20 protein-coding genes and 1 pseudogene are annotated in these 18,907 nt (G+C 65.1%); 4 read left to right on the top strand and 17 right to left on the bottom strand.

The genetic code is table 11. From position 1 onward, the window contains the following. The 8 genes from FM051_RS10080 to FM051_RS10045 all read right to left on the bottom strand — a co-directional run. The coding region (locus tag FM051_RS10080) for a hypothetical protein (protein ID WP_202918767.1) at positions 1-296 on the bottom strand (296 nt) is incomplete at its 3' end. 56 nt (positions 297-352) lie between these two features. Then, positions 353-709: a hypothetical protein gene (locus FM051_RS10075; RefSeq protein ID WP_158842667.1), complete on the bottom strand. Its 357-nt coding sequence runs from the start codon at positions 707-709 to the stop codon at positions 353-355. A gap of 104 nt (positions 710-813) precedes the next feature. Next, complete coding sequence (locus FM051_RS10070; protein ID WP_158842666.1) at positions 814-1,593, bottom strand: hypothetical protein; 780 nt, start codon at positions 1,591-1,593, stop codon at positions 814-816. Further along, positions 1,593-1,865, bottom strand: a complete 273-nt coding sequence (locus FM051_RS10065) for a hypothetical protein (protein WP_158842665.1) — start codon at positions 1,863-1,865, stop codon at positions 1,593-1,595. The genes FM051_RS10070 and FM051_RS10065 overlap by 1 nt, the downstream gene beginning before the upstream one ends. Then, complete coding sequence (locus tag FM051_RS10060; RefSeq protein WP_158842664.1) at positions 1,865-2,230, bottom strand: hypothetical protein; 366 nt, start codon at positions 2,228-2,230, stop codon at positions 1,865-1,867. The genes FM051_RS10065 and FM051_RS10060 overlap by 1 nt, the downstream gene beginning before the upstream one ends. Then, positions 2,230-2,643, bottom strand: a complete 414-nt coding sequence (locus FM051_RS10055) for an RRQRL motif-containing zinc-binding protein (RefSeq protein ID WP_158842663.1) — start codon at positions 2,641-2,643, stop codon at positions 2,230-2,232. The genes FM051_RS10060 and FM051_RS10055 overlap by 1 nt, the downstream gene beginning before the upstream one ends. Further along, positions 2,643-3,059 carry a hypothetical protein gene (locus FM051_RS10050; protein WP_158842662.1) on the bottom strand — a complete coding sequence of 139 codons (417 nt, stop codon included), beginning with the start codon at positions 3,057-3,059 and terminating at the stop codon, positions 2,643-2,645. Before FM051_RS10050 ends, FM051_RS10055 begins: the two co-directional genes overlap by 1 nt. After that, on the bottom strand, positions 3,059-3,286 hold the full coding sequence (locus FM051_RS10045) for a helix-turn-helix transcriptional regulator (protein ID WP_238412272.1): 228 nt from the start codon (positions 3,284-3,286) through the stop codon (positions 3,059-3,061). Before FM051_RS10045 ends, FM051_RS10050 begins: the two co-directional genes overlap by 1 nt. Positions 3,287-3,538: 252 nt before the next feature. Here FM051_RS10045 and FM051_RS10040 point away from each other — a divergent pair, with 252 nt between their 5' ends. The 4 genes from FM051_RS10040 (at position 3,539) to FM051_RS10025 (ending at position 7,740) form a co-directional block, all read left to right on the top strand. Beyond that, the gene (locus FM051_RS10040; protein WP_158842661.1) at positions 3,539-4,291 is read left to right on the top strand and encodes a GntR family transcriptional regulator; all 753 of its coding nucleotides are present in this window, start codon (positions 3,539-3,541) and stop codon (positions 4,289-4,291) included. After that, positions 4,288-5,121 (top strand): phosphoribosylaminoimidazolesuccinocarboxamide synthase, encoded by an 834-nt coding sequence (locus FM051_RS10035; RefSeq protein WP_158842660.1) that lies wholly within the window; start codon positions 4,288-4,290, stop codon positions 5,119-5,121. Before FM051_RS10040 ends, FM051_RS10035 begins: the two co-directional genes overlap by 4 nt. A 4-nt stretch (positions 5,122-5,125) precedes the next feature. Beyond that, positions 5,126-5,362 carry a hypothetical protein gene (locus tag FM051_RS10030; RefSeq protein WP_158842659.1) on the top strand — a complete coding sequence of 79 codons (237 nt, stop codon included), beginning with the start codon at positions 5,126-5,128 and terminating at the stop codon, positions 5,360-5,362. Between the two features lie 1,478 nt (positions 5,363-6,840). Next, complete coding sequence (locus FM051_RS10025) at positions 6,841-7,740, top strand: hypothetical protein (protein ID WP_158842658.1); 900 nt, start codon at positions 6,841-6,843, stop codon at positions 7,738-7,740. Positions 7,741-7,848: 108 nt separating this feature from the next. On the opposite strand, the gene FM051_RS51615 is transcribed toward FM051_RS10025, so the two are convergent. The 9 genes and pseudogenes from FM051_RS51615 to FM051_RS09980 form a co-directional block, all read right to left on the bottom strand. Further along, positions 7,849-8,046 carry a hypothetical protein gene (locus FM051_RS51615; RefSeq protein WP_238412271.1) on the bottom strand — a complete coding sequence of 66 codons (198 nt, stop codon included), beginning with the start codon at positions 8,044-8,046 and terminating at the stop codon, positions 7,849-7,851. A 150-nt stretch (positions 8,047-8,196) separates the two neighbouring features. After that, positions 8,197-8,427: pseudogene (locus FM051_RS53955) on the bottom strand (endonuclease domain-containing protein); the annotation flags it as partial. 1,217 nt (positions 8,428-9,644) lie between these two features. Beyond that, positions 9,645-9,800, bottom strand: a complete 156-nt coding sequence (locus FM051_RS10015) for a hypothetical protein (RefSeq protein WP_158842656.1) — start codon at positions 9,798-9,800, stop codon at positions 9,645-9,647. Between the two features lie 2,208 nt (positions 9,801-12,008). Further along, positions 12,009-13,166, bottom strand: coding sequence for a site-specific integrase (locus FM051_RS10005; RefSeq protein WP_158842654.1), 1,158 nt, complete (start codon positions 13,164-13,166; stop codon positions 12,009-12,011). Next, positions 13,150-13,380: a helix-turn-helix domain-containing protein gene (locus FM051_RS10000; RefSeq protein ID WP_158842653.1), complete on the bottom strand. Its 231-nt coding sequence runs from the start codon at positions 13,378-13,380 to the stop codon at positions 13,150-13,152. The genes FM051_RS10005 and FM051_RS10000 overlap by 17 nt, the downstream gene beginning before the upstream one ends. Positions 13,381-13,661: 281 nt before the next feature. Continuing rightward, positions 13,662-15,350, bottom strand: a complete 1,689-nt coding sequence (locus tag FM051_RS09995; protein WP_202918766.1) for a hypothetical protein — start codon at positions 15,348-15,350, stop codon at positions 13,662-13,664. Next, positions 15,347-16,396: a bifunctional DNA primase/polymerase gene (locus tag FM051_RS09990; RefSeq protein ID WP_158842652.1), complete on the bottom strand. Its 1,050-nt coding sequence runs from the start codon at positions 16,394-16,396 to the stop codon at positions 15,347-15,349. The genes FM051_RS09995 and FM051_RS09990 overlap by 4 nt, the downstream gene beginning before the upstream one ends. A 55-nt stretch (positions 16,397-16,451) precedes the next feature. Then, positions 16,452-17,993: a DNA cytosine methyltransferase gene (locus tag FM051_RS09985; RefSeq protein ID WP_158842651.1), complete on the bottom strand. Its 1,542-nt coding sequence runs from the start codon at positions 17,991-17,993 to the stop codon at positions 16,452-16,454. A 38-nt stretch (positions 17,994-18,031) separates the two neighbouring features. After that, the gene (locus FM051_RS09980; protein ID WP_158842650.1) at positions 18,032-18,832 is read right to left on the bottom strand and encodes a hypothetical protein; all 801 of its coding nucleotides are present in this window, start codon (positions 18,830-18,832) and stop codon (positions 18,032-18,034) included. Positions 18,833-18,907 lie beyond the last annotated feature (75 nt).

The raw sequence follows: 18,907 nt of genomic DNA, 5'->3' as shown, positions 1-18,907 counted from the left end.
GTGGTGGCGGTGGCGTGCAGGCGGGTCACCATGCCGCGCGCGGCACTCGCCTTCCACGCCACCGCCGACAACCCGGTACCCAGCAACGTCAGTCCGGGGGTGACCCAGGGCAGCACCTCGGAGTCCGCGCACAGCAGGTGCGTACCGGCACCGGCTACCCACATCGCACCGACCGCCGCCCATTCCCCGGCGTAGGGGGCCACGCGGGACGCCCAGTACTTGCGAGGGACGTAGTACCCGAACTGCTTGTCCTGCTCGTGCTCGGTGACCGCGTGGCCCCCGCTGCGCTTGCCCATCTCGAACTCCTCTCGTGTGCGTACTGCTCGCGGTCACCCAGGCCGGTACGGGTGGGTCAGGCGTTGAAGTCGAACGCGCGGCCCTTGTCCTTGTGCCCGGCCGCGTCCAGCTCGACCACGTAGTGCTTGCGGAAGGACAGGTAGGTCTTGACCACCGACGTCTGCGCGACCAGCAGCGCGTCGGCGGCGTTGCGCATGTGCCGGGCCACCAGCACGGCCCGCACGCGGGAGTCCGTGCCGAGGAACTTCGGGTCCACCGACTTGACGTACTTCAGCGTCGCCGCCAGCTCCTCCGCGCTCACCATCAGCTCGTGGTGCATCGGACGGAGCACCTTGCGGACGTTGCCGCAGTAGTCGCGGATCTGGCTGGTGGAGAAGAACTCCGGCTCACCGAACGCCATCATCTCGGCCATTTCGGGTGTCCTTTCGGGACAGAGGGAATGGTGATGGTCTGCGCTTTCGGGCCGACCGGGCGACGACACCCACGGGGGAAGGGCGGGTGTCGCACCCTGGACGGTCAGACCGCGTCGACCAGCGACAGCGCCGGGACCGGCGTGTCCTCGTCGGGGCCGGCGGCCAGCAGCCCGACCTGTCCGAGCAACTTCCGGGCGCGGTCCACGCCGCACCCGAGTTCACGCGCGGCCCGGCGTACCGGCACGGTGCCGTCCTCGTCACGGGCGACGAGTTCGGGGTAGGACAGGATGGCCAGCAGTTCGTCATCCGGTCGCGGAGGCTTCGGCGCGGTACGGGTACCGGCCGCGACCGCCTTACGGGTCTGGGGTGGCGTACCGGTACGGACGGCGGTTGCACGTACCGGCGTCGGCTTGTCCGCCACCGGTTCGCGGTGTACCGGGGCCACGTCGGTACGGGTCGGCTGGACGGGCGCGGCCGGGGGAGCGGGTACCGGTGCCGGGGCGGGTGTGGGGTGCTCGTCCACCGACAGGGTCAGCAGGTGCGACAGCAACCCGGCCAGTACGACCGGCCCGGCACCGACCGCGATAGCCGCGGGGGTCGGCAGGTTGCCCACCGACAGCGCGTGCCAGGTGTTGAGCCCCAACTCCATACCGCCGGCCAACACCAGCACCAGCCACGCCCACACCCGCGCCGACCGGGAGTGCGCCACGGTCACCTCGTGCAGTGCCAGCAGCGTCGACAACGCGAACACCAGGGCCAACACCACGGCCATCGGCGTACCCAGCAGCGGCTGAACGGCTTGGACTTCACCGCCCACGGTCAACCCGAGAGCACCCGACATCACCGTGAACAACCCGGCCTTACGGACACCGATCTTCGCCATCACTTCCCCCTCTTCGAACGACGATCGCCGGGGGAGATGTGCACCGTGCCGCGGTCCAACGACCGCAGCAGGCCGCGCGCACCGGCCATGAACGCGGTGAACGCGCCCAGCAGGTACACACCCACCACGCCGAGCACGACCAGGAACCACCCGGAGCCGTCCGGGACCACGATCCACGCGACCGCCACGACCACCGCCGGCCAGAACAGCAGCCGCAGCAACGACCACGCCAGCACGAACGGCAGCAACGCCACCTTGATCACCCGGCTCATCACGCCACCGCCTGGAACGCGTCGGTACCGGGACGGAACTCGAACGTGGTGCAGCGGTTGCAGGTGACGTAGGAGTTGGTGCACCGGCCGTCCGACGTGCGCGGCACGAGCGGGTGCATCGACTTGCCCGCGATGCACGCACACCACGACACCTGGCCCCACTGGTGGCCTTCGACCTCGCAGACCTTGCGAGCGGTGCAGTACTGGCAGACCAGCCGTCCGCCCGACTGCACCGACCAGCCTTCGTCGGCGGCGTAGGCCAACGCGTCGTTCTCGGTGTCGAAGTGGGGTTCCCCGTATTCGCTCTCGGGGTTCTCGCGGCATTCGTCGCAGACGAGTGCGACGCAGGTCAGGGTCTTGAGCATCAGGCAGCCCTCATCTCGGGGTAGTCCTCGGTGGTGTCCGCCGCGAAGCAGTCACGGCATTGCTTGAGCGGCCCCACGACGCAGTGGTCCACGTAGGCCATGTGTGTGCGGCAGAACCGGCGGGCGCGCATCATCGCCTTGTGCGCTGTCCACCTCGCCGGGGTCATCGGCCGCACCACGGCGGCCAGATCGACCCGGTACAAGGCAGCCCACCGACGCCCGCGCTTCCACTTGATCTGCGCAACCGGCCCGTGTCCACCCGGCCGCAACCCTGCCGCCCGCAGCTGTCGACGCGTCGCCAGACCTCTTGGCGCGGCACCGAACCTGAACGTCGGCAACCCGTCCTCGTGACGGGCCAGCACATGCCGCCCATCCCAGAGCTGCACCACGTCCACGCGCGAACGGCGCGACATCACGCCACCCGCTCTACGGGTTCCACGGCGTCCAACGCGTCGAGCAGCCGTTGCGGGGAGATCTCCACCGGTCCCCCACGGGCGTCCACGACCAGACCGAGCACCTGGGCCAAGGTGATGAGCTGGGCCAAGTCCAAGTGGTCCCACACCTCGACACGGACCGCGTCCATACCGGGCGCCGACACGAGCGCGGTCGCCGTGATCCCGTAGTAGGTGCTGTGCGGGGTGATCACCACAGTGGTGCCCAGCGCCAACGCCCAGCGTGCGACCGCCCCCAACTCCGACCGGGCCGGGAGCTGAAACCGGATCTCGCCTGGCGAGTAGCCGCTGACACTGACGTCGATCACACGGGGCGCGTCGGGGTGCTCACGCAACACCCGGGCAGCCAGCTCCACCAATTCCGCCAGCGCGCTCATCACGCCACCTCCGGCAACGCCGTGGTGGACGCCAGCGCGGCCTGCTGACAGGACTTCTTGTACTCGGTGATCGCGTCGGCCTCAACGCGCAACGCACCCTTGCCGGTCCCGATCTTCAACGCCCGCAACGCACCGGACTCGATCGCCCGGTAGATCGTCGCGACGGAGACGTCGAGCATCTCCGCGACCGCCTTCACCCGGTACATCCGGGTACCGTCAACCTGCATCGTTGGCCTCCTGCGCCTCGATGTGAAGTGCCGCCCCGGTTGGGTGTTGGAGCACCCAACCGGGGCTTCTGGCTGTCTGTCGCGACTCCCGCAACCGCTGCGATCACTGCGACAACAGCAAGCTAGCAGGTGTACTAGCACGCAGTCAACATGGCGTTCTAGTACACCTGCGCTAGCCGTCCGACCTGCTGGTTTCAGGCTTGTTAGAGTGGGCGTACTAGAACGCTGGCGACATGCCGGAGGAGGGTTGAAGTGCCAACGGTCGAACGCCCTGAGCCGCCGTACTTGCAGGTGGCCCGTCACTTCCGTGATCAGATCAAGGCGGGCGAACTCAAAGACGGGGATGCCCTGCCGTCCACCCGTGAGATCGCCCGTACCTGGGGTCTGGCGCTCGCGACAGCCGCGAAGGCGTTGTCCACTCTTCGTTCGGAAGGGCTGACCCGCGCCGTGAGCGGCGTCGGTACGGTCGTGCAGACGAAGGGCGCACTTCACCACTCGGCACGCGATCGCAGCATCGCGATCCATCGGACAGGCAAGATCTACCCGCCTGGCCACTACGCCAAGATCCGCAGTGCGGCGTTGAGCCCCGCGCCCGCCCACGTGGCTGACGCGCTTGGCCTCGATGAGGGAGCGCCGGCCATCCGCCGTCAGCGGACCACCTACACGGCCGACGACACGCCGGTTTCCACCTCAGTGTCGTGGTTCGACGGAGGCATTGCCGCAGCTGCGCCATTGCTGCTCTCTACGGACCGGATCATCGAGGGCACGCCTAAGTACGTCGAAGCCCAAACCGGGCGTTTGGCTGTTGCTACGTATGTTCAGCATGCCGCTGGGTTCGCGACGGCGGATGAGGCTGTCGAACTGCGAGTGCCCGAAGGGTCAGCGATACTGATGAGCCGCAATCGGTTCATTGATAGTGATGGCGCTGTTCTGGAATACGGCGAATCGACAGCCTTGCCGGATCATTGGGTTTTCTACGAGTATACTCACGAGGATGCGGAATGAAGCATATCCACAGTGGTAAGGTTCGCGATCTGTACGAGCTTGACGGGGATATCCTTCTCGTCGCTTCTGACCGGGTTTCGGTCTACGACGTTTCGCTTCCTACGCCTGTACCTGATAAAGGTGCTCTTCTGACTCAACTGTCAGCCTGGTGGTTCGACAAGTTGGGTTCGATCGTTCCGAACCATGTCATCTCGACTGAGGACGTACCTGCCGAGTTCGCGCGGAGGGCGATCCGCTGCAAGCCGCTGAAGATGGTCCAGGTTGAGTGCATCGCACGCGGGTATCTTGCTGGTCTTGGACTACGCGAGTACCAAAGGGATGGGACAGTCTCCGGAGTGTCCCTACCGCCTGGCCTTGTCGAGGGCAGTCGACTCCCTGAGCCCATCTTCACACCGACGACCAAGATTTCTGATACTGGTCACGACGAGTTCATGACCTTTGATGAAGTTGCCAACGATGTCGGTCGTGAAACGGCTGAGCGTTTGCGGGACCTAACCATCGAGATCTATGCGAAGGGCGCAGAGCACGCCGCAACAACCGGCATCATCATTGCAGACACGAAGTTGGAGTTCGGCTTCGATTCTGATGGTGTGCTGACACTTGGCGATGAAGTCTTGACGTCTGACTCTTCACGCTTCTGGCCTGCTGACGATTGGGAGCCGGGGCGTCCGCAACACGCCTTTGACAAGCAGTTCGTGCGCGATTGGTCGCTTACCACCGGATGGGATAAGACGCCTCCGGGGCCGGAGATGCCGGAAAACATCGTGCAATCAACCCGTGAGCGGTACATCGAAGTATATGAGCGCATCACCGGCTTGAAGTGGAGCTGACATCATGGCTGAGAAGTGGGATCACTACAACGCGCGCAACCTCGTTGACGACGTGGTGCAGCTGCTTGAGCAGCGTGGCACTACGCCAGATAGGGAGCGCATGAAGTCCACGAAGCGGGAACAGTTGGAGGCTGCGCAAAAATTGCTCAGCAGTATCGGTATCGTGCCAACTCTAGCACCCGAGGATTCGCTCGATCTGGATGGGCACATGGACTACAACCGCCGAGTTCACGGCGACTGACCCAAGTCCTTTGGTCGTACTCGTCAGCGTGGTACGGCCGTATGGCTGTTTCTCTTCGTCTTCAATGTGGCACCCTGCCGGGGCTGTACGCGCCACGCTCTGTTTGAGGCCGCTCTGTCAGAGGCGTGGACCCGCCTTCCGCACCCACGCCCGCTGGCGTTCGGAAGCCATGCGCAACCCCGGCAGGCGCCGCAAAGAGAATGCACGGTGACCCGTCATTCCCAAATGCGCGGCTCGTGTTCATCCTTGCGAGGGAGGAGCCGGGTAACGCGCTGGGGCGGCTTTCCTGCGGACGGTGTAACTTTCCACCTACGCCCAGCACTGTCTACAAGGCGAATAGATAGAACTCGACACTTGACCCCTCTGGACGCGTCAAGTTGACATGCCTCTTTAGGTGCTGTGTGGCCAAAGTCTAGGGTGTTCGTTAGCTCCACGGTCTGCTCGGGAGGTACTGTTATGTGATCGTCGATTTGCAGGACCGTTCTCATTCCCGGAATCTGTTTCCAAATACCGCCGCCATGTTCGGCGAGTTCGCTATGCCTCGGCTCGTCCGGAGCCATCCAGGTCGTCTCATATTCGAACACAATGCGGACAATTTCAACCGGAAGGTCGGAAGAATTCCGGATGTACTTATGCGCTTTGCCGACTTGTACCCTACCTTGCTGAAATGGAAGTTTTTGCTCGTACTCGACCCGTGCCCATGCGCCAACCCGACTGACTTGTGCAACATCGCGCTCATTTCGATCACGGAGAAAAATGCGGAATGCGAGCAGCAGAGAGCCAGCTCCGAGCCAAGCCGGGACACTTCCCCAATCCACCACAGTCAGGAACATAGCAGGGCGACAGCCGTGAATCCGGCAACTCGCGACCAGGAGCGACAGCGGATCGCAGTGTGTCCGGTCACCCTCCAGCCAAGGCTGGGGTACGTGCCAGCAGCCGAGTCTGTAGGCAACCCAATGCTTGGCCGCGTTGTAGACGTGCGCTTGACGACCGATCAAGTGCGCACACCTACGCCTAGCGCTCACCCGACCCAGGGCCTGACGGATTTCGGCCGTCTTTCTCGCCGTCTACCGACCCCTGTCAGAGCCCGCCGCCATCAGCGCGCTTAGCGTCACGAACGCCCACTGTGGATCCGCTCAGGCTGCAGAGGCTCTAAGGTCAAGGGTGGCCGTAGGCCGTCGCGAAGCGATGTGAAGCACTCCTGGGATTGGAGGGGCGTCCGGACACACCGCGCCTTTGTCGTCTCCGGAGGTGTGCGCGGCCCATTCAGGCAGACATATCGACACATGATGTGCAACGATGCGGTAGTCGAGAGGATGGCAGTTATGCGAGTACGCGCGATTTTCAATCTTTACCTCGATTACGTGCTTCCGAGATTGACGGACAGTGTCGAGCCGCTAGGGGTCAATATCCAACACGAGACTTTTAAGGCGGCAGTCAAGCCAAGAGGAGTTAACGATAGAATATTTCCGGAGGACGTGGACCGCTCCCTGTCCGAGACGAGTGTGACGCTTACCTCTCTAGACGGTTCTGGCGCATCACTCGTTCGACACGTTCGAGACCTGGCTTTGGATCGCATAAATGTCCAACTCGACATAGATGTCGACATAAACCCCGACAATGCAGAAAGCCTTTCGCAGTTCTGGCTTCAGCGCGCGGTCCAAGTGGCAAACTTTTATCTCGAACACTATCGTACTGTTGCGCGTTCACCATTCGTGCGTAAGATTTCTCGACGTTGGCACCCCATCGAGAAGCGATTCGCGGTCAATGTGCCTCACACTGCGACCTGGTTCGATCTAGAGAACGGTTCGCCGCTCAAGGTTTTCAATGGCTTCAACGCGGTACTTTCCTCAGGTGCGATCTCATCACCGGAGACTGGATTCGTAGCAGTAGCTGCACTAAGGGACAGCATGGCTGGTGGGGTTGAACCGCCACTGAGTGTAGCTCTTCTCGTTGACGCGGAGGCCGCTGTACACGTACTCAGCCTTCGGGAGGCCACCCTTTATATGGCCACTGCGGCCGAGGTGGCTGTTAAAAGGTACGTCTCAGACAGAGGTGAGGATTCAAACCCGGACGTAAGGAGTGCGCTCAAGCGCGCTGGCGAAAGCTTCGCAAAGCGGCACCTTGATTTAGTTCCGGAAATTCTCGACGGCAATACATTTTCTGGAGAGAATCCAGCTATGTTCAGCCTGGTTGAGCAGATGTACCGTCAGCGGAATGACCTTATGCATGGCGGCGCGTTCGGTGGTGACATAGAGTCGATGTCTGAAGCGGATCGACAAGAGCTTGTCTGGTCCTGGCTTGTCGCGACGTGGTCAGCCGTTGATTGGATCGCCAGCCTTCTTGATTCTGGCGAAAGTTCCAGCGACGATAACTAGGCCACTGCATGCGTCCAGCCATAACATACGCACCTGTCGTCTATTGCAGCGACTGTGAGCCGCAGGCGAGGCGTCGCTGCGTGTGCGCACCTGGGGTCAACAACCCATCTATTTCGCGAGATAGATGACCGCCTTGCGCAGGATATCCTTCTCAGACTCCAGCTCCACCACCCGCTTGCGCAGTTCCCGCAGCTCTTGGCGCTCATCGGCCGACACACCGTCCGGCACCGGGGCAGCCTGCGCGTGCTCGGCGGTGCGCACGCAGTTGCGTAGGGTCTCGTAGTCGACTCCCAGCTCACGGGCCATCTGTCGCAACAGTAGGTCCGACGGGCGGGCCAACAGTCGGGAAGAAACTATGGGCTGGCTTCGGAAACTAGAAAAATAAGGAGCTTCTACGCCGAGTATCACCGCCGGTGGACGTTTTCGATATCCGACATACCGGCTTGCCTTTGTGTTCGTACGTCCTTCGGACCGGTTGCAGCCTGGACAGAGTAAACCGCGAACCAACCCGGTTGAATGGTCGTGATCGACTTGAAGCTCACCGATAGGCCGCAGCCCGGCTCTTGGTCCTCGCGCAGAGATGCTTCGACCGCAGATTGCACACCTCCTGTCTTGCCAGTACCACAACAGGCTCCTAATGTCCTCGAAGCGTTCTGCTTCCGGGCGGTCGAGACTGAAGTCGCACATGGAGGTCTTAAATCTCTCAACGAGGTAATCTACTTTCCAGGACTAGCAGGCCGGATCGATGAGTTGTCTTTTGGCTGCCACTCTATGCGACATGTCGAAAATTATAGCCAACCCAGAAAGGAGTGCTCACCGAACCCGGCGCTTAGAAGGCAGCATCTCCAAACTGCTTCCGCCACCTTCCGCGGGGTGGCGGCTCAACATCCCCACCGGCCGCGTCTCTTCGGCCCTACTTGCCCGGGTATCAAGTGAGTCCGTCGCGAGCGACCCTCACACTGCCAGCAATCAGTGGGTCAGCCCTCCCTCGCGTTCGGCCAGCATGGCGACCTTGCGCTGCGGTGCTGTCCGGCGGTAGTTGTAGCGGTCACTCGCCAACGACGTACCGATAGGTCTCGCAGAAGTTCCCGCATAGAGAAACCAACACCCTAACTACTGTAGTTGGAGGGGTGGCGGGGGACGGCGACGCCGACGGCTGTGAACGGGGCGGTGAGCAGGGCGTACTGCTCGGCGGAGAGCGTGGCGGGTTTCCGTACAGCCCTGGCTGCGATCACGCAGGCGGACTTGGCGTCCGAGTGGAGCCCCGCGCGGTACGCGTTGAGTTCCTCACTGCGCGGAAGCAGTGCCGACCTCACTGCGTGGTCGAGCTCGGAATTTTCCGATGCGGAGAGCCTGAGGGCACGGCTCGCTTCACGGCCGCCCTGCCGACGCAGGCCGACGGCGTGGGTCGAACGCGGCGGCGAGCGTCTCGGGCGGCAGCGCCGCGATGGTTGCTATGAACCGAGCCGTGGCGGCATCCACAACAAGCTCCTTCTTCAGTATGCAACAAAGGGAGTGCGACATGGATTCCATCACCTGGCACACGCTCTTTGGGGACCTCGGCACTGCTGGAACGCTCACGGTACGGGAGTTGCCCGACGGACTCGGGATCTGTGTGTGGCCGGCCAGCGTCCGGGGTGGAGGAAGCATCTTCGTGGGTGGAGGCGTCCAGCCCGGCCCGCGCTGTCGCCCGCACGTTCACCGCATTCGCCCAGGCGTGGAAGGAGTGCGAGAGCAGGTCAGGAGTGGATTCCCGATTCCTTTGCGGCTCTGCTTGACGGCGGCACTCTCTTCGGATCATGACCACCTGGAAGGGACCAGCCGAGCTCCTCGCTGAGGACGGACTCGAGTTCGACCTGCCAGACTCCTCCCAGACGCCGGCCGACGCCGCGCGTCGAGGCCCGCTACTCGGGCTCGGCCGCGACGATCCGGACGTCCTCAGCGATCGGGTCCTCCATGACCCTGGCCTGGTAGCGTTCGGCGCCGACAAGATCGAAGGTGCCGTACGACGCCATCGAGCTGCCCTCGTAGGTCCACTCCACGCGGTACCGCTCTGCCACCAGCTTCCCTCCCACTTGCTTCAGCCGCCGGAGCGCTGTCCGACCCGAACCGTACTCCGCCCGTCGTTTGCACCACACGACGTACGCTCGGCCGCAAATGCCACAACCGCCCACTTTCTTGCTATGTAGCGGCACCGGAGGAGGCCGCCTCGAAGGCGAGAAGAGTCTCTGAACACGAGACGGCCAACATGCCCTATGCCTGGGCAAGATCCATCACCGTACTTGTCAGGTCATCAAGTAGCGCGGCGCTCGTGGACCACGTGTGGACCAGAAACCCAGCAATGGCAGCAAGACCTGAGACGCTAGCTTGCGTGAGTCGACAGTGGAGACTGCGTTTTCCCAGCTAGAGGGCTACCCGGACGTCCTGGGGGTCAAGGGGTCGCAGGTTCAAATCCTGTCGTCCCGACGGCCGAAAGAGCCCGCTGATTCAGGTAAAACACCTGGTCAGCGGGCTCTTTGCTTTCGCTTGTGGATCTTGTCTTTGATCTTGTCGTCGTCTCACACGGTGGTGAGTGACTAACTGAGTGACTACGGCTTCGCTGCTGAGTTGGTTGCACTCGCTGTCTGTCGGGCTTCAGGTGATGGTTGACGGTTTGGCTTCACCTGATTCTTGACGTCGGACCTAGCCAGGTAAGTGGTGCTGTGCGCGCTTGTGGATGGCCACGAGGCTGGTGGTTCGGGCTGCGATGACCAGCAGGTGATGCTTGACCCAGGTGCACGGACTGCCGCGAGACCCGGTAACAGGCGGCGACCTCGGCGACAGGGACGCCTGCCAAGACCTCCATCACCGCGTGATAGCGCTGGCCGGCGAGCGAGCTCGCCGCATTGTCATCAGAGACCACGGCCACCATGGCAAGGAGCACCCGGCTTGGGACGAGCGCCGAGTGGCCGGTTCAGCGGAGCTGGGCACGGCGCTTGACTGTCGCACCTGTGGACTGATTGACGCCTGACAGCGCCAATCAGTCCACAGGCTTGCTATCGCCGGTTCGGGCGCGTAGCAGCCTACAAAAGCGTGACGGTCGGCCCGAGCCTTGGTCGAGCCGGGCCGCCATCAGGAATGCTAACTAGAACTTATCTGCGAGATGGGGCTAGATAGCGAAACCTGCGGTGTATAGACACTCGTTCACCGGAGGATCGGCCGTATTGAACGGGATTGCAGCCCCGGGCTTACTGGTTGACTCGAGATCTTTCTTGAGTTGGCTCACATCGTAGCCTTCCTGTACAACACCTAGGCTGCCAAGGCAGCGGATGGCAAGTTTATAAGGATTCCTTTCGCCATCTGGGGAGATTATTTGCATCCGGTAGGCCGCTTCTATCCGCATTATTGTGCCATTGGCGCATTTTTTCGATATTCTCGCGGTAACGCTCGGCGTTGCGCCCGAATTTGACGTTCTGCTGGTGACCCTTATGAGTCCGTTGGAGAGTTGTGAGTAATTTTCGTCAAGTCCCTCACTGCTCGCGCATTGCCTGTAGAGCTGAAAGGCGCCCTCGTAGTCTTGCCTTGTCACGCCCCCTCGAATGAGCGCATTTCTGAAGGTTTCCCGCTCAAAATCTGAAGTTGCCTGCTCGAAGTCTAACTCAAACTGCATGCGAAGAGCTGGCGGAAGATTAGGGGAGACTTCGGGCGGAGGTGCGCCCGAGCATCCGCATATAAAAGACAAAACGGCCAGCCAGTAGATAACAAAGCGCCTCGATCTCTGCGCTGCACTCAAAGCGTCACCTAAGTGCTACGTGATAGATTTCAGAACAGTGAACTAGTTTGCATATGCGGCTGCGTATGCGTTAGGAGCCCCGGGGTAGTGGAATGCCCGAGCCCAACGATAACCTTGTGACCAGCCCGTATCTTCGTATAGGTCACCATGGGCGGCAATGCAGCGGTTCTGGTTCTGTGCGCAACCCCAACTCTCCGCATCAGCTTGAGAACCGGTCTCCCGACTCGCACTGGCGTAGTACCAGCAACCGTCAGCCGCTTTTGCGGGCATTGCAAACGTGACGTTTGCCGTTAGAAGGATTAAGGTTGCAGATAACGTGAACAGTGTCCGATTCATCTTTTTCCAAAAGTATGACAATGAGATCATTTTGGCTCCAAGGTGTTACGTTTGCCGTACTTTGATAAAGGTACATCTAGGTCGTGACTTACTCAAGGATTAAAGCCCGCCGACCAATGGTCGTGTCTGGTCGGCGGGCTGTCGTGTCTGTTGTCGTGAGTCAGCTTGCTCTGGGGAAGATGCGGTCCATCGCGGTTGCGCCCTCGACCATCACGGGCACGATCTGGTGTCGGTACACCGCTTCGGTGACCGCAGTGCCGCTGTGGCCTACTAGGCGCGCGATGTCCTCCAGCCGCACACCGGATGCGGACAGCACCGACACGAAGCTGTGCCGCATCTCGCGCGGTGTCCAGTCCTTCGGGTTGAGCCCCGCGGCCTTGACCACGCGCCGGAACGCGCGCCGGACGTTGTGCGAGTCCAGCTCGGTGCCGACCTGCGAGGCGAACACCAGCCCGTGTTCCTGCCACCGCTTGCCCGCCAGCTCGCGCCGCGCGGCCTGGTGGACGCGGTGCGTCTTCAGCGCGTCCACGCACCGGGTCGGCATGGCCAGCGTGCGGCGCGATTTGCCGGTCTTGGTGTCGCCTCCCTGCCGAACCGACCTCCACACCGAGATGGACGGCAACACCACCGGATCACCGTCGGGTTCGCCCACCAGGTCCACGTGATCCCACGTCAGGGCACGCAGTTCCTCGGTGCGCGCGCCGATCAGCAGGGACAGCACCACGTAGGCGTACAGCGGCGAGCTTTCCGCGACGTTGAGCACCGCCTCCACCTGTTCGAGCGTCAGCGCCTTGGACGGGCGGCCCTGCTGTCCGGTGGGCACCTCGCACAGCTGCACCACGTTGCGCTTGACCTTGTCCCGCGCCTGCGCCATGCGCACCGACCGGTTCAGGATCGAGAACGCCAGGCGCACGGTTCGGGTGGACAGGGTCAACGCCAGTTCGGCCAACCACTCGTCCACCTCGTCGGCGGACAGCCTGCGCAGTTTCTGTGCCCCCAGGTTCGGGATGATGTGACCCTCGGCGATGTAGCGGTAGTTCTTGGCGGTTTCCGGATCACGGCCGCGCAACCCGTAGTCCAGCCATGCCGCGACGGCTTCCTTGACGGTGTAGCCGTGTGGCGCGATGGCCAACCCGTCGTCAAGGTCGCGCAGGATCTCCTTGAGCTTGTCCTTGGCTTCGGTCTTGGTCTTGCCGCTGGCCTTACGGACGATGCGCTTGCCCTTGGCGTTGAACCCGATCTGGGCGGTGGCGATCCACCGTTGGCGCTTCTCGTCCCAGTGCAGACCGCCGTCCCCGCGGCTACGCCGTTTCGTCATACCGCACCCCCGCTTCCTGTTCCAACAGCTTCACGTACGCCTTGATCGCCGATGCCGTAATGAAGGTGGCCCGTCCCTGCTTGACGAACTTGATCCGACCGGCGCGCATCTGCTCGTAGAAAACGCTCCGGCTCAGCGACAGAAGCGTCATTGCTTCAGTCACCTTGTACATGTATTTGGTCATTTCGGTGACGGTTCCGTCGGCGCTGCTCATCGAGCCTCCTTGGCTTTGTGGTCGCGTCGTTGTCCGCAGGTAGTGCTCACGGATGGCCGCCTTGGCGTGTGGGTGGGTGGTCTGGGGCGTCGGATGCGTGCGTGCTGGCGGGTGTGGGGTCGGGGTGTCAAACCCGCAAACCCGCCAACCGGCCCCTGTCGGGTCTGTGACCTGCGGTGATGCGTCGCGGGTTTAGGTGTCGGCCAAACCCGCACCAAAGCCGCAGGCGGGCCTGCCAAACCCGCAGGCGGGTCTGTGGGGCCGGTCTGAGGGCTGTGCTGCTACTGCCAGAGGTCGGCTTGGCCAGCCGGGTCCTGGTCGTCGGCCTGGTGGTCGTCGTCGGTGCGGGTTTCGACCCAGAAGACGCGGGCGTTTTTGTGGCTGTCCATCGCGGAGCGGATGACGTAGTCGCCGTGCCAGCGGCCGACGTGGCTGATGAGGTGGCGGCCGATGGATTTGGTGGAGGGAGTGCGACCCAGGTCGTCGGTGAGGAACGTTCCTTCCCACCGGTCCACGGGCTGGTTGTCGATGATCTCGATCTCGGCTTGTTGGCGTAGCTGTCGGCTGGTCATCGGGCGGTCGTGGTTGAGTTCGTGCCAGCGGGCAAGAAAGGCGACCCATTCGGCGTCCTCGTCGTCGGCTTCGCGCATCTCGGTGAGGTTGTCGAGAAAGCCGTCGATGCCGTGGTGGGCGAGCAGCCCGCCGGAGGCTCCGGCCCAGGCGGTGAACTGGCGCATGGTGTGCCCGGAACGGGGTGCCCCGGCATTGATCCAGTCCATGACCAGGACCAGCAGGTGCCGCAGCACGGTGACACGGTTGGCCGGGTTCTTGAGCCAGATATCCAGATGGGGGATGCCGAACGCGGTCTGGTCGCGCTGGTCGGGGTGCGGGTCGTTCGGGTCGAGACGGACCAGGACGGTGCGGGTGGCCATGTCCCCGCCCAACCGGATGTTGTTGCCGGTGGCCAACCACAGCCGGTTGTTGGTGGCGGTGAACCCGGCACCGGAGGAACCGAGCATCCGGGCGGACCACTGCGACCCGGTGAGCAATTGGGCGAGCACGGCGGAGGAGACGACGGTTCCTTCCGCGATGTTGTCCCACAGCATGATCGGCGAGGCGCTGTGCAGGGCGCTGGTGATGGATTTCTCCAGTTCGCTGTCGTCGCCCTTGCGCCACACGAGGTTCTTGCAGCCGTAGATGTAGCCGGGGATTTCGGCGAGCAGGGTTTTACCGCTGGACTGGGTGGTGGCGGAGATCAGCCCGAACGGGGTCAGGCACCCGAGGTAGGGACGCAGGATCGGGGCCAGCAGCAGGGCCAGGTGGTTGGCGCGGTCGGCGGGCGCGACGAACGGGAAGTCACACAGCAGCCGGTGGAGCAGGAAGTGTTTGGCGTCGGCGACTTCGGCGGCGGTGGGGTGGGTGGGGACGGGTGGCATGGGGGCGGTGGGGGCGTAGTAGAGACCGGTGGCGGGGTCGTAGCCGGTGGTCTGGATCAGGGTTCCGTCCGGGCGCAGCACGGGTGAGCCGACGACGCCGTTGAGCGGCCGGACGCCGGGCCAGTAGCGGGAGGACAGCACCGCGGACAGCGCGGTCTTGGTGGGGCTGGCCTCTACTTCCACCGTCTCTTCGGTTTGCTTGTCCTTCTTGAGCCGGTGGACGTAGGTGTGGTGGGCGAGCAGGAAGGCCAGTCCGGAGGCGGTGAGCGGGTCGGCCTGTACGGGCAGTGCCGTGGGCTGCTCGGCGGCCTGGTCGGCGGTGAGGGCGGGGCCGGAGACGCGGGAGAGGTGTACCAGTTGGCCGCCGGAGACGAACACGTCCGGCAACACGCCTTCCGCGACGGTCGTGGTGAGCACGCGGATCGTCTCGGCTTCGCCGCCGATCCGGATCGGCGGCCGGTCGGCGGGCGGGGTGTCCCCGGCGTCGGCGGGCGCGTCGATGGGCGTGTCGGTGGTCGCGGCGGCGGTGGTCATGTGGTGCTCCTGTGCTCTGGTGCGGGTCGGGGGTGGCGGAACCCGGACGCGATCGCGTAGCGGATCTCCCCGGCCGGGAGTGCGGCGTGTCCGGCGGCCTCGGTCAACGCGGTCTCGACCTGTGCGCGGTCGATCCACCCGGCCGCGACCATGCCCGCCAGCCGTGAGGTGGAGCGGAACAGCTTGCGGTTGCGGCCGGAGTCCGCGGGCATCTCGGCGAGTTCGGCGCACGCCGACCGCAACGCTCCCGCCGCGTAGCGGGCCTCCCGCTGGTCGTCGTGGGCGGTGATCGTGACCGGCGGTGCCGCCGATGCGGTGGGGGTGGCGTGTTTGTCGTGGCCGGTGCGGATCAGCTCCGCCGCGAGCCAGCCCGGTAACGGTGCGGGCGTGACGGTGGTCGAGGCGCGTTGGTAGGTGCCGGCGGCCGTGGTCGAGCCGGGCAGGATGACGTACCCGCCGTAGGCCTTGATGTCGATCTGCCACCCGAGTCCGGTGCGTACGGTGTCGTCGCCGTCACGGACGCGGCCGGTGCTGGACTTCCACCGCCCCGGCTGGGCCGCGTACAGCAGGTGCAGCCCGCCCGAGGGGGTGTCGGTGGCCAGGGTTGTGGCCACGGCGGCACCCCGCAGGCCAGCCAGCGTCGCGTAGGTGTCGATCCCGTCCACCGGCAGCGGGTCGCCCGCAGGCCACGGCACGCCGTTGAGCGGTTGGGCGGGCGGGGTGCCGCCGTGGGCGTCCAGGTCGACGCACAGCAGTCCGGAGACGCCCAGGTGCACCGCCCACACGCTCGTCCGCCACCGGCCGGCCCAGCGGGCCACCACGGCGGGGTCGCTGCTGGCCGCCCACACCCCGTGGCACAACGCACCCGCACCGCGGGCCAGGCAGGCGCACTGTGCCGCGGTGTGCCCGCCGCCGCCCCGGCAGTCCGGGCACCCGGCCAGGGGCCGTTTGGTGTCCGGGTGCAACGGCAGCACGTGCCACCCCAGGTGGGCCGCCACCCACCGGGCCACCCCGGCCGCGCGGTCGGCGGACGACTTCGTGGTCATGGTCGATCCCTCCAATCTGGACAGTGATCGGCAACGTGTGACAAACCTGCTGGTGTCAGGCGGCGTGTCCGAGGGACCGGGCTACGGCGTTGACCAGGAACTCGGCGGCGGGCGGGGTGACGCCGTTGCCGAGCTGCTTGACCCGCTCACGCTTGGTGCCGGTGACGATGTAGCCGGGGGTGAACGCCATCGCGGCCTGGATCTCCCGGACGGTGAGCATCCGGAACGTGCAGTCCTCCACCTGCGGCGGCGTGTCCGACCAGCCCACGAGGGACTGATGACCGGCCGTGGTCAGCGTCCGCATCGGCTCGGCGACCGGCGTGGACAGGTAGCCCTCGTCACCGCGGACGGTGTTGTGCCGCACCAACATGTGATGGTTGCCGCTGGCGGTGACGGTGGCCAGCGGCTCACGGACGTCACGGGCCGTGCTGCCGCCGCCGCGCAGTTCCGCGATGAACGCCAGCCCGTACCGGTCCAGCGTGGTCAGCGTCCCGATCGGCCGGTCGGCGGGGTGCGCCGTCCCGGCGGTGGAGTAGTACGGCACCACCAGCGCGGACTCGTGCCGCGTGGTCTGCGTCCGCAGCGGCACCGACACGGGCGCGGCGGCGTTGCCCGGCCGGCCCTCGACCGGCACGATCAACCCCTCGTTCTCCCGGGTCGTGCGAGCCCGGAACGGCATCGAGACCGGGTGGGCGTCCTCGTTCCACGTCCCGCCCGACGGGACCAGTTGCGGCACGCCGTACCGCGTCAAACCGGCCTTGATGCGCGCGAGCGTCTTGGCCGACAGCGGCTTGTCGCGGTCGCCGATGCGTTCACCCGGTGTGGCCCAGTCGATCGCGGACGCGGCGGGCAGCGCGTACGGCTCGACCGGCCGGCCGCAACCGGGCGTGGTGCACACGTAGACGTACTGCGCCCGGTAGCGGCCCCACCGCGCCAGCGGCCACGACTTCGACCGCGCCTTGAACGCCTGCCGGGTCTCCACCTGGCGGTCGCACGCCGTGCACCAGCCCGACGGGCGCACCGCGAGGTCCGGCGCGCGGTTGCCCTTGCGCCAGAACACCACGTACATCCTGTCCCTCGATTGCGGCGCCCGTGGCGCGGCGATCGCCGGCGCATGCATGCTGTTGAGGAACACGATGTCGTGGTCGTAGCCGTAGGAGTCCATCGCCATCAGCCACGCGCCGAACGGCTCCCAGTTCGCGGCGTCGACGACGTTCTCCACGATGATCGCGTCGTAGCGGTGCGCCTCGGCGAACCGAGGCACGTCCCACATCGTCGCCCGCGACCGCTCCGCGACGTGGTCCGGCACGGTCTCGCCGAACAGGTCCGGGCCGGACTGGCGACGCTTGCGGCCCTTGGCGACGCTGTGGTTGGTGCACTCCGGCGACGCCCACAGGATGTTCGTCCGCCGGTACCGGCGCGGCTCCACCTGGGAGATGTCGGCGCAGTCGTGCGCGCAGTCGGGGAAGTTCGCGGCGTGGGTCTCGATGGCGCGCGGCGAGTGGTTCGCCGCCATGACCAGTTCCACACCGGGGACGGCGGTGGCACCGAGACCGGAGCCACCGGCTCCGCAAAACAGGTCCGTGACGGTCAGCATGCTGCAACTCCTCTGTGGACGGGTGACGGGCGGGCGGGTCAGTCGTGGTCGCGGGGGTGGTCGTCGGCGCACGGCGGGCACAGCCAGTGCTGTCCTTCGTGGGGGTTGGTGTGTTCGCGCCACTGCTCCGTGCGGGCGTGGGTGACGAGTTCGGCGCGGGTGGTGTGGTGCAGGGGCCGGTCGTCGCCGATCTCGTCGTCCCAGTCGGTCAGCACCGCGGGTGGTCGGTCGGGGTTGCCGGGGGTGGTGCCGCGACCGCGTCCGCAGCCGGGTGCGGCGCACACCAGTTCCCACTCCGGGTGTTCGGCGCGGCGGACCACGGCGTCGTCGGGTACGGGTGTCCAGCCGTCGCGGGCGGCCTGGTCGGCGAACCGCACAACGTGGGTCCAGGTGTCGGCGATCCACGGCCCGTCCCCGGTGCTGGGGGTGGGGCTGTCGATCAGCCAGGGTGGCGCGACGCGTCGCCAGCTCGGCCGCGCCCACCACAGGGGCAGTCCGAGGTCCCGCGCCTCCCCGAGGTCGCACAGGGTCTCCACGGCGTGGCGGCGCAGAGTGGCATCGGCGCGGACCCGGTCGGCCGGCTGGGTCCAGTCCCCGCCGCTCCCGAGCAGGTGGGCCAGTTCGCGGGCGTAGGCCAGGGGCAGGCTGTAGGGGCCGATGTGTTTGCCGCTCGTGGTGTGCACCACGGTGTAGCCGCCGGACCAGCCGGTGTCGGTCACGCTCGGCACCAGGGCAAGGCCGGGGGCGGCGGGTTCGGCGGGCAGGGTCAGGGGGCGGTCGTGGACGGTGAGGGTGACGGTGTCCCACCCGGTGGGGGTGGTCGGTGTTGCGGTGGGCATGGCGTGGCTCCCGTGTGGACGGTGACGGGTGTGGGTGGTGGGCCGCGCCGGGAACGGAGGGTTGGTCACGTCCCC

Source organism: Saccharothrix deserti (assembly GCF_009769385.1).
In the GTDB taxonomy this organism is placed as follows: domain Bacteria; phylum Actinomycetota; class Actinomycetes; order Mycobacteriales; family Pseudonocardiaceae; genus Actinosynnema; species Actinosynnema deserti.
Note: the sequence above shows the minus strand (reverse complement) of the source record. Positions and strands in the feature narration are given on the sequence as shown.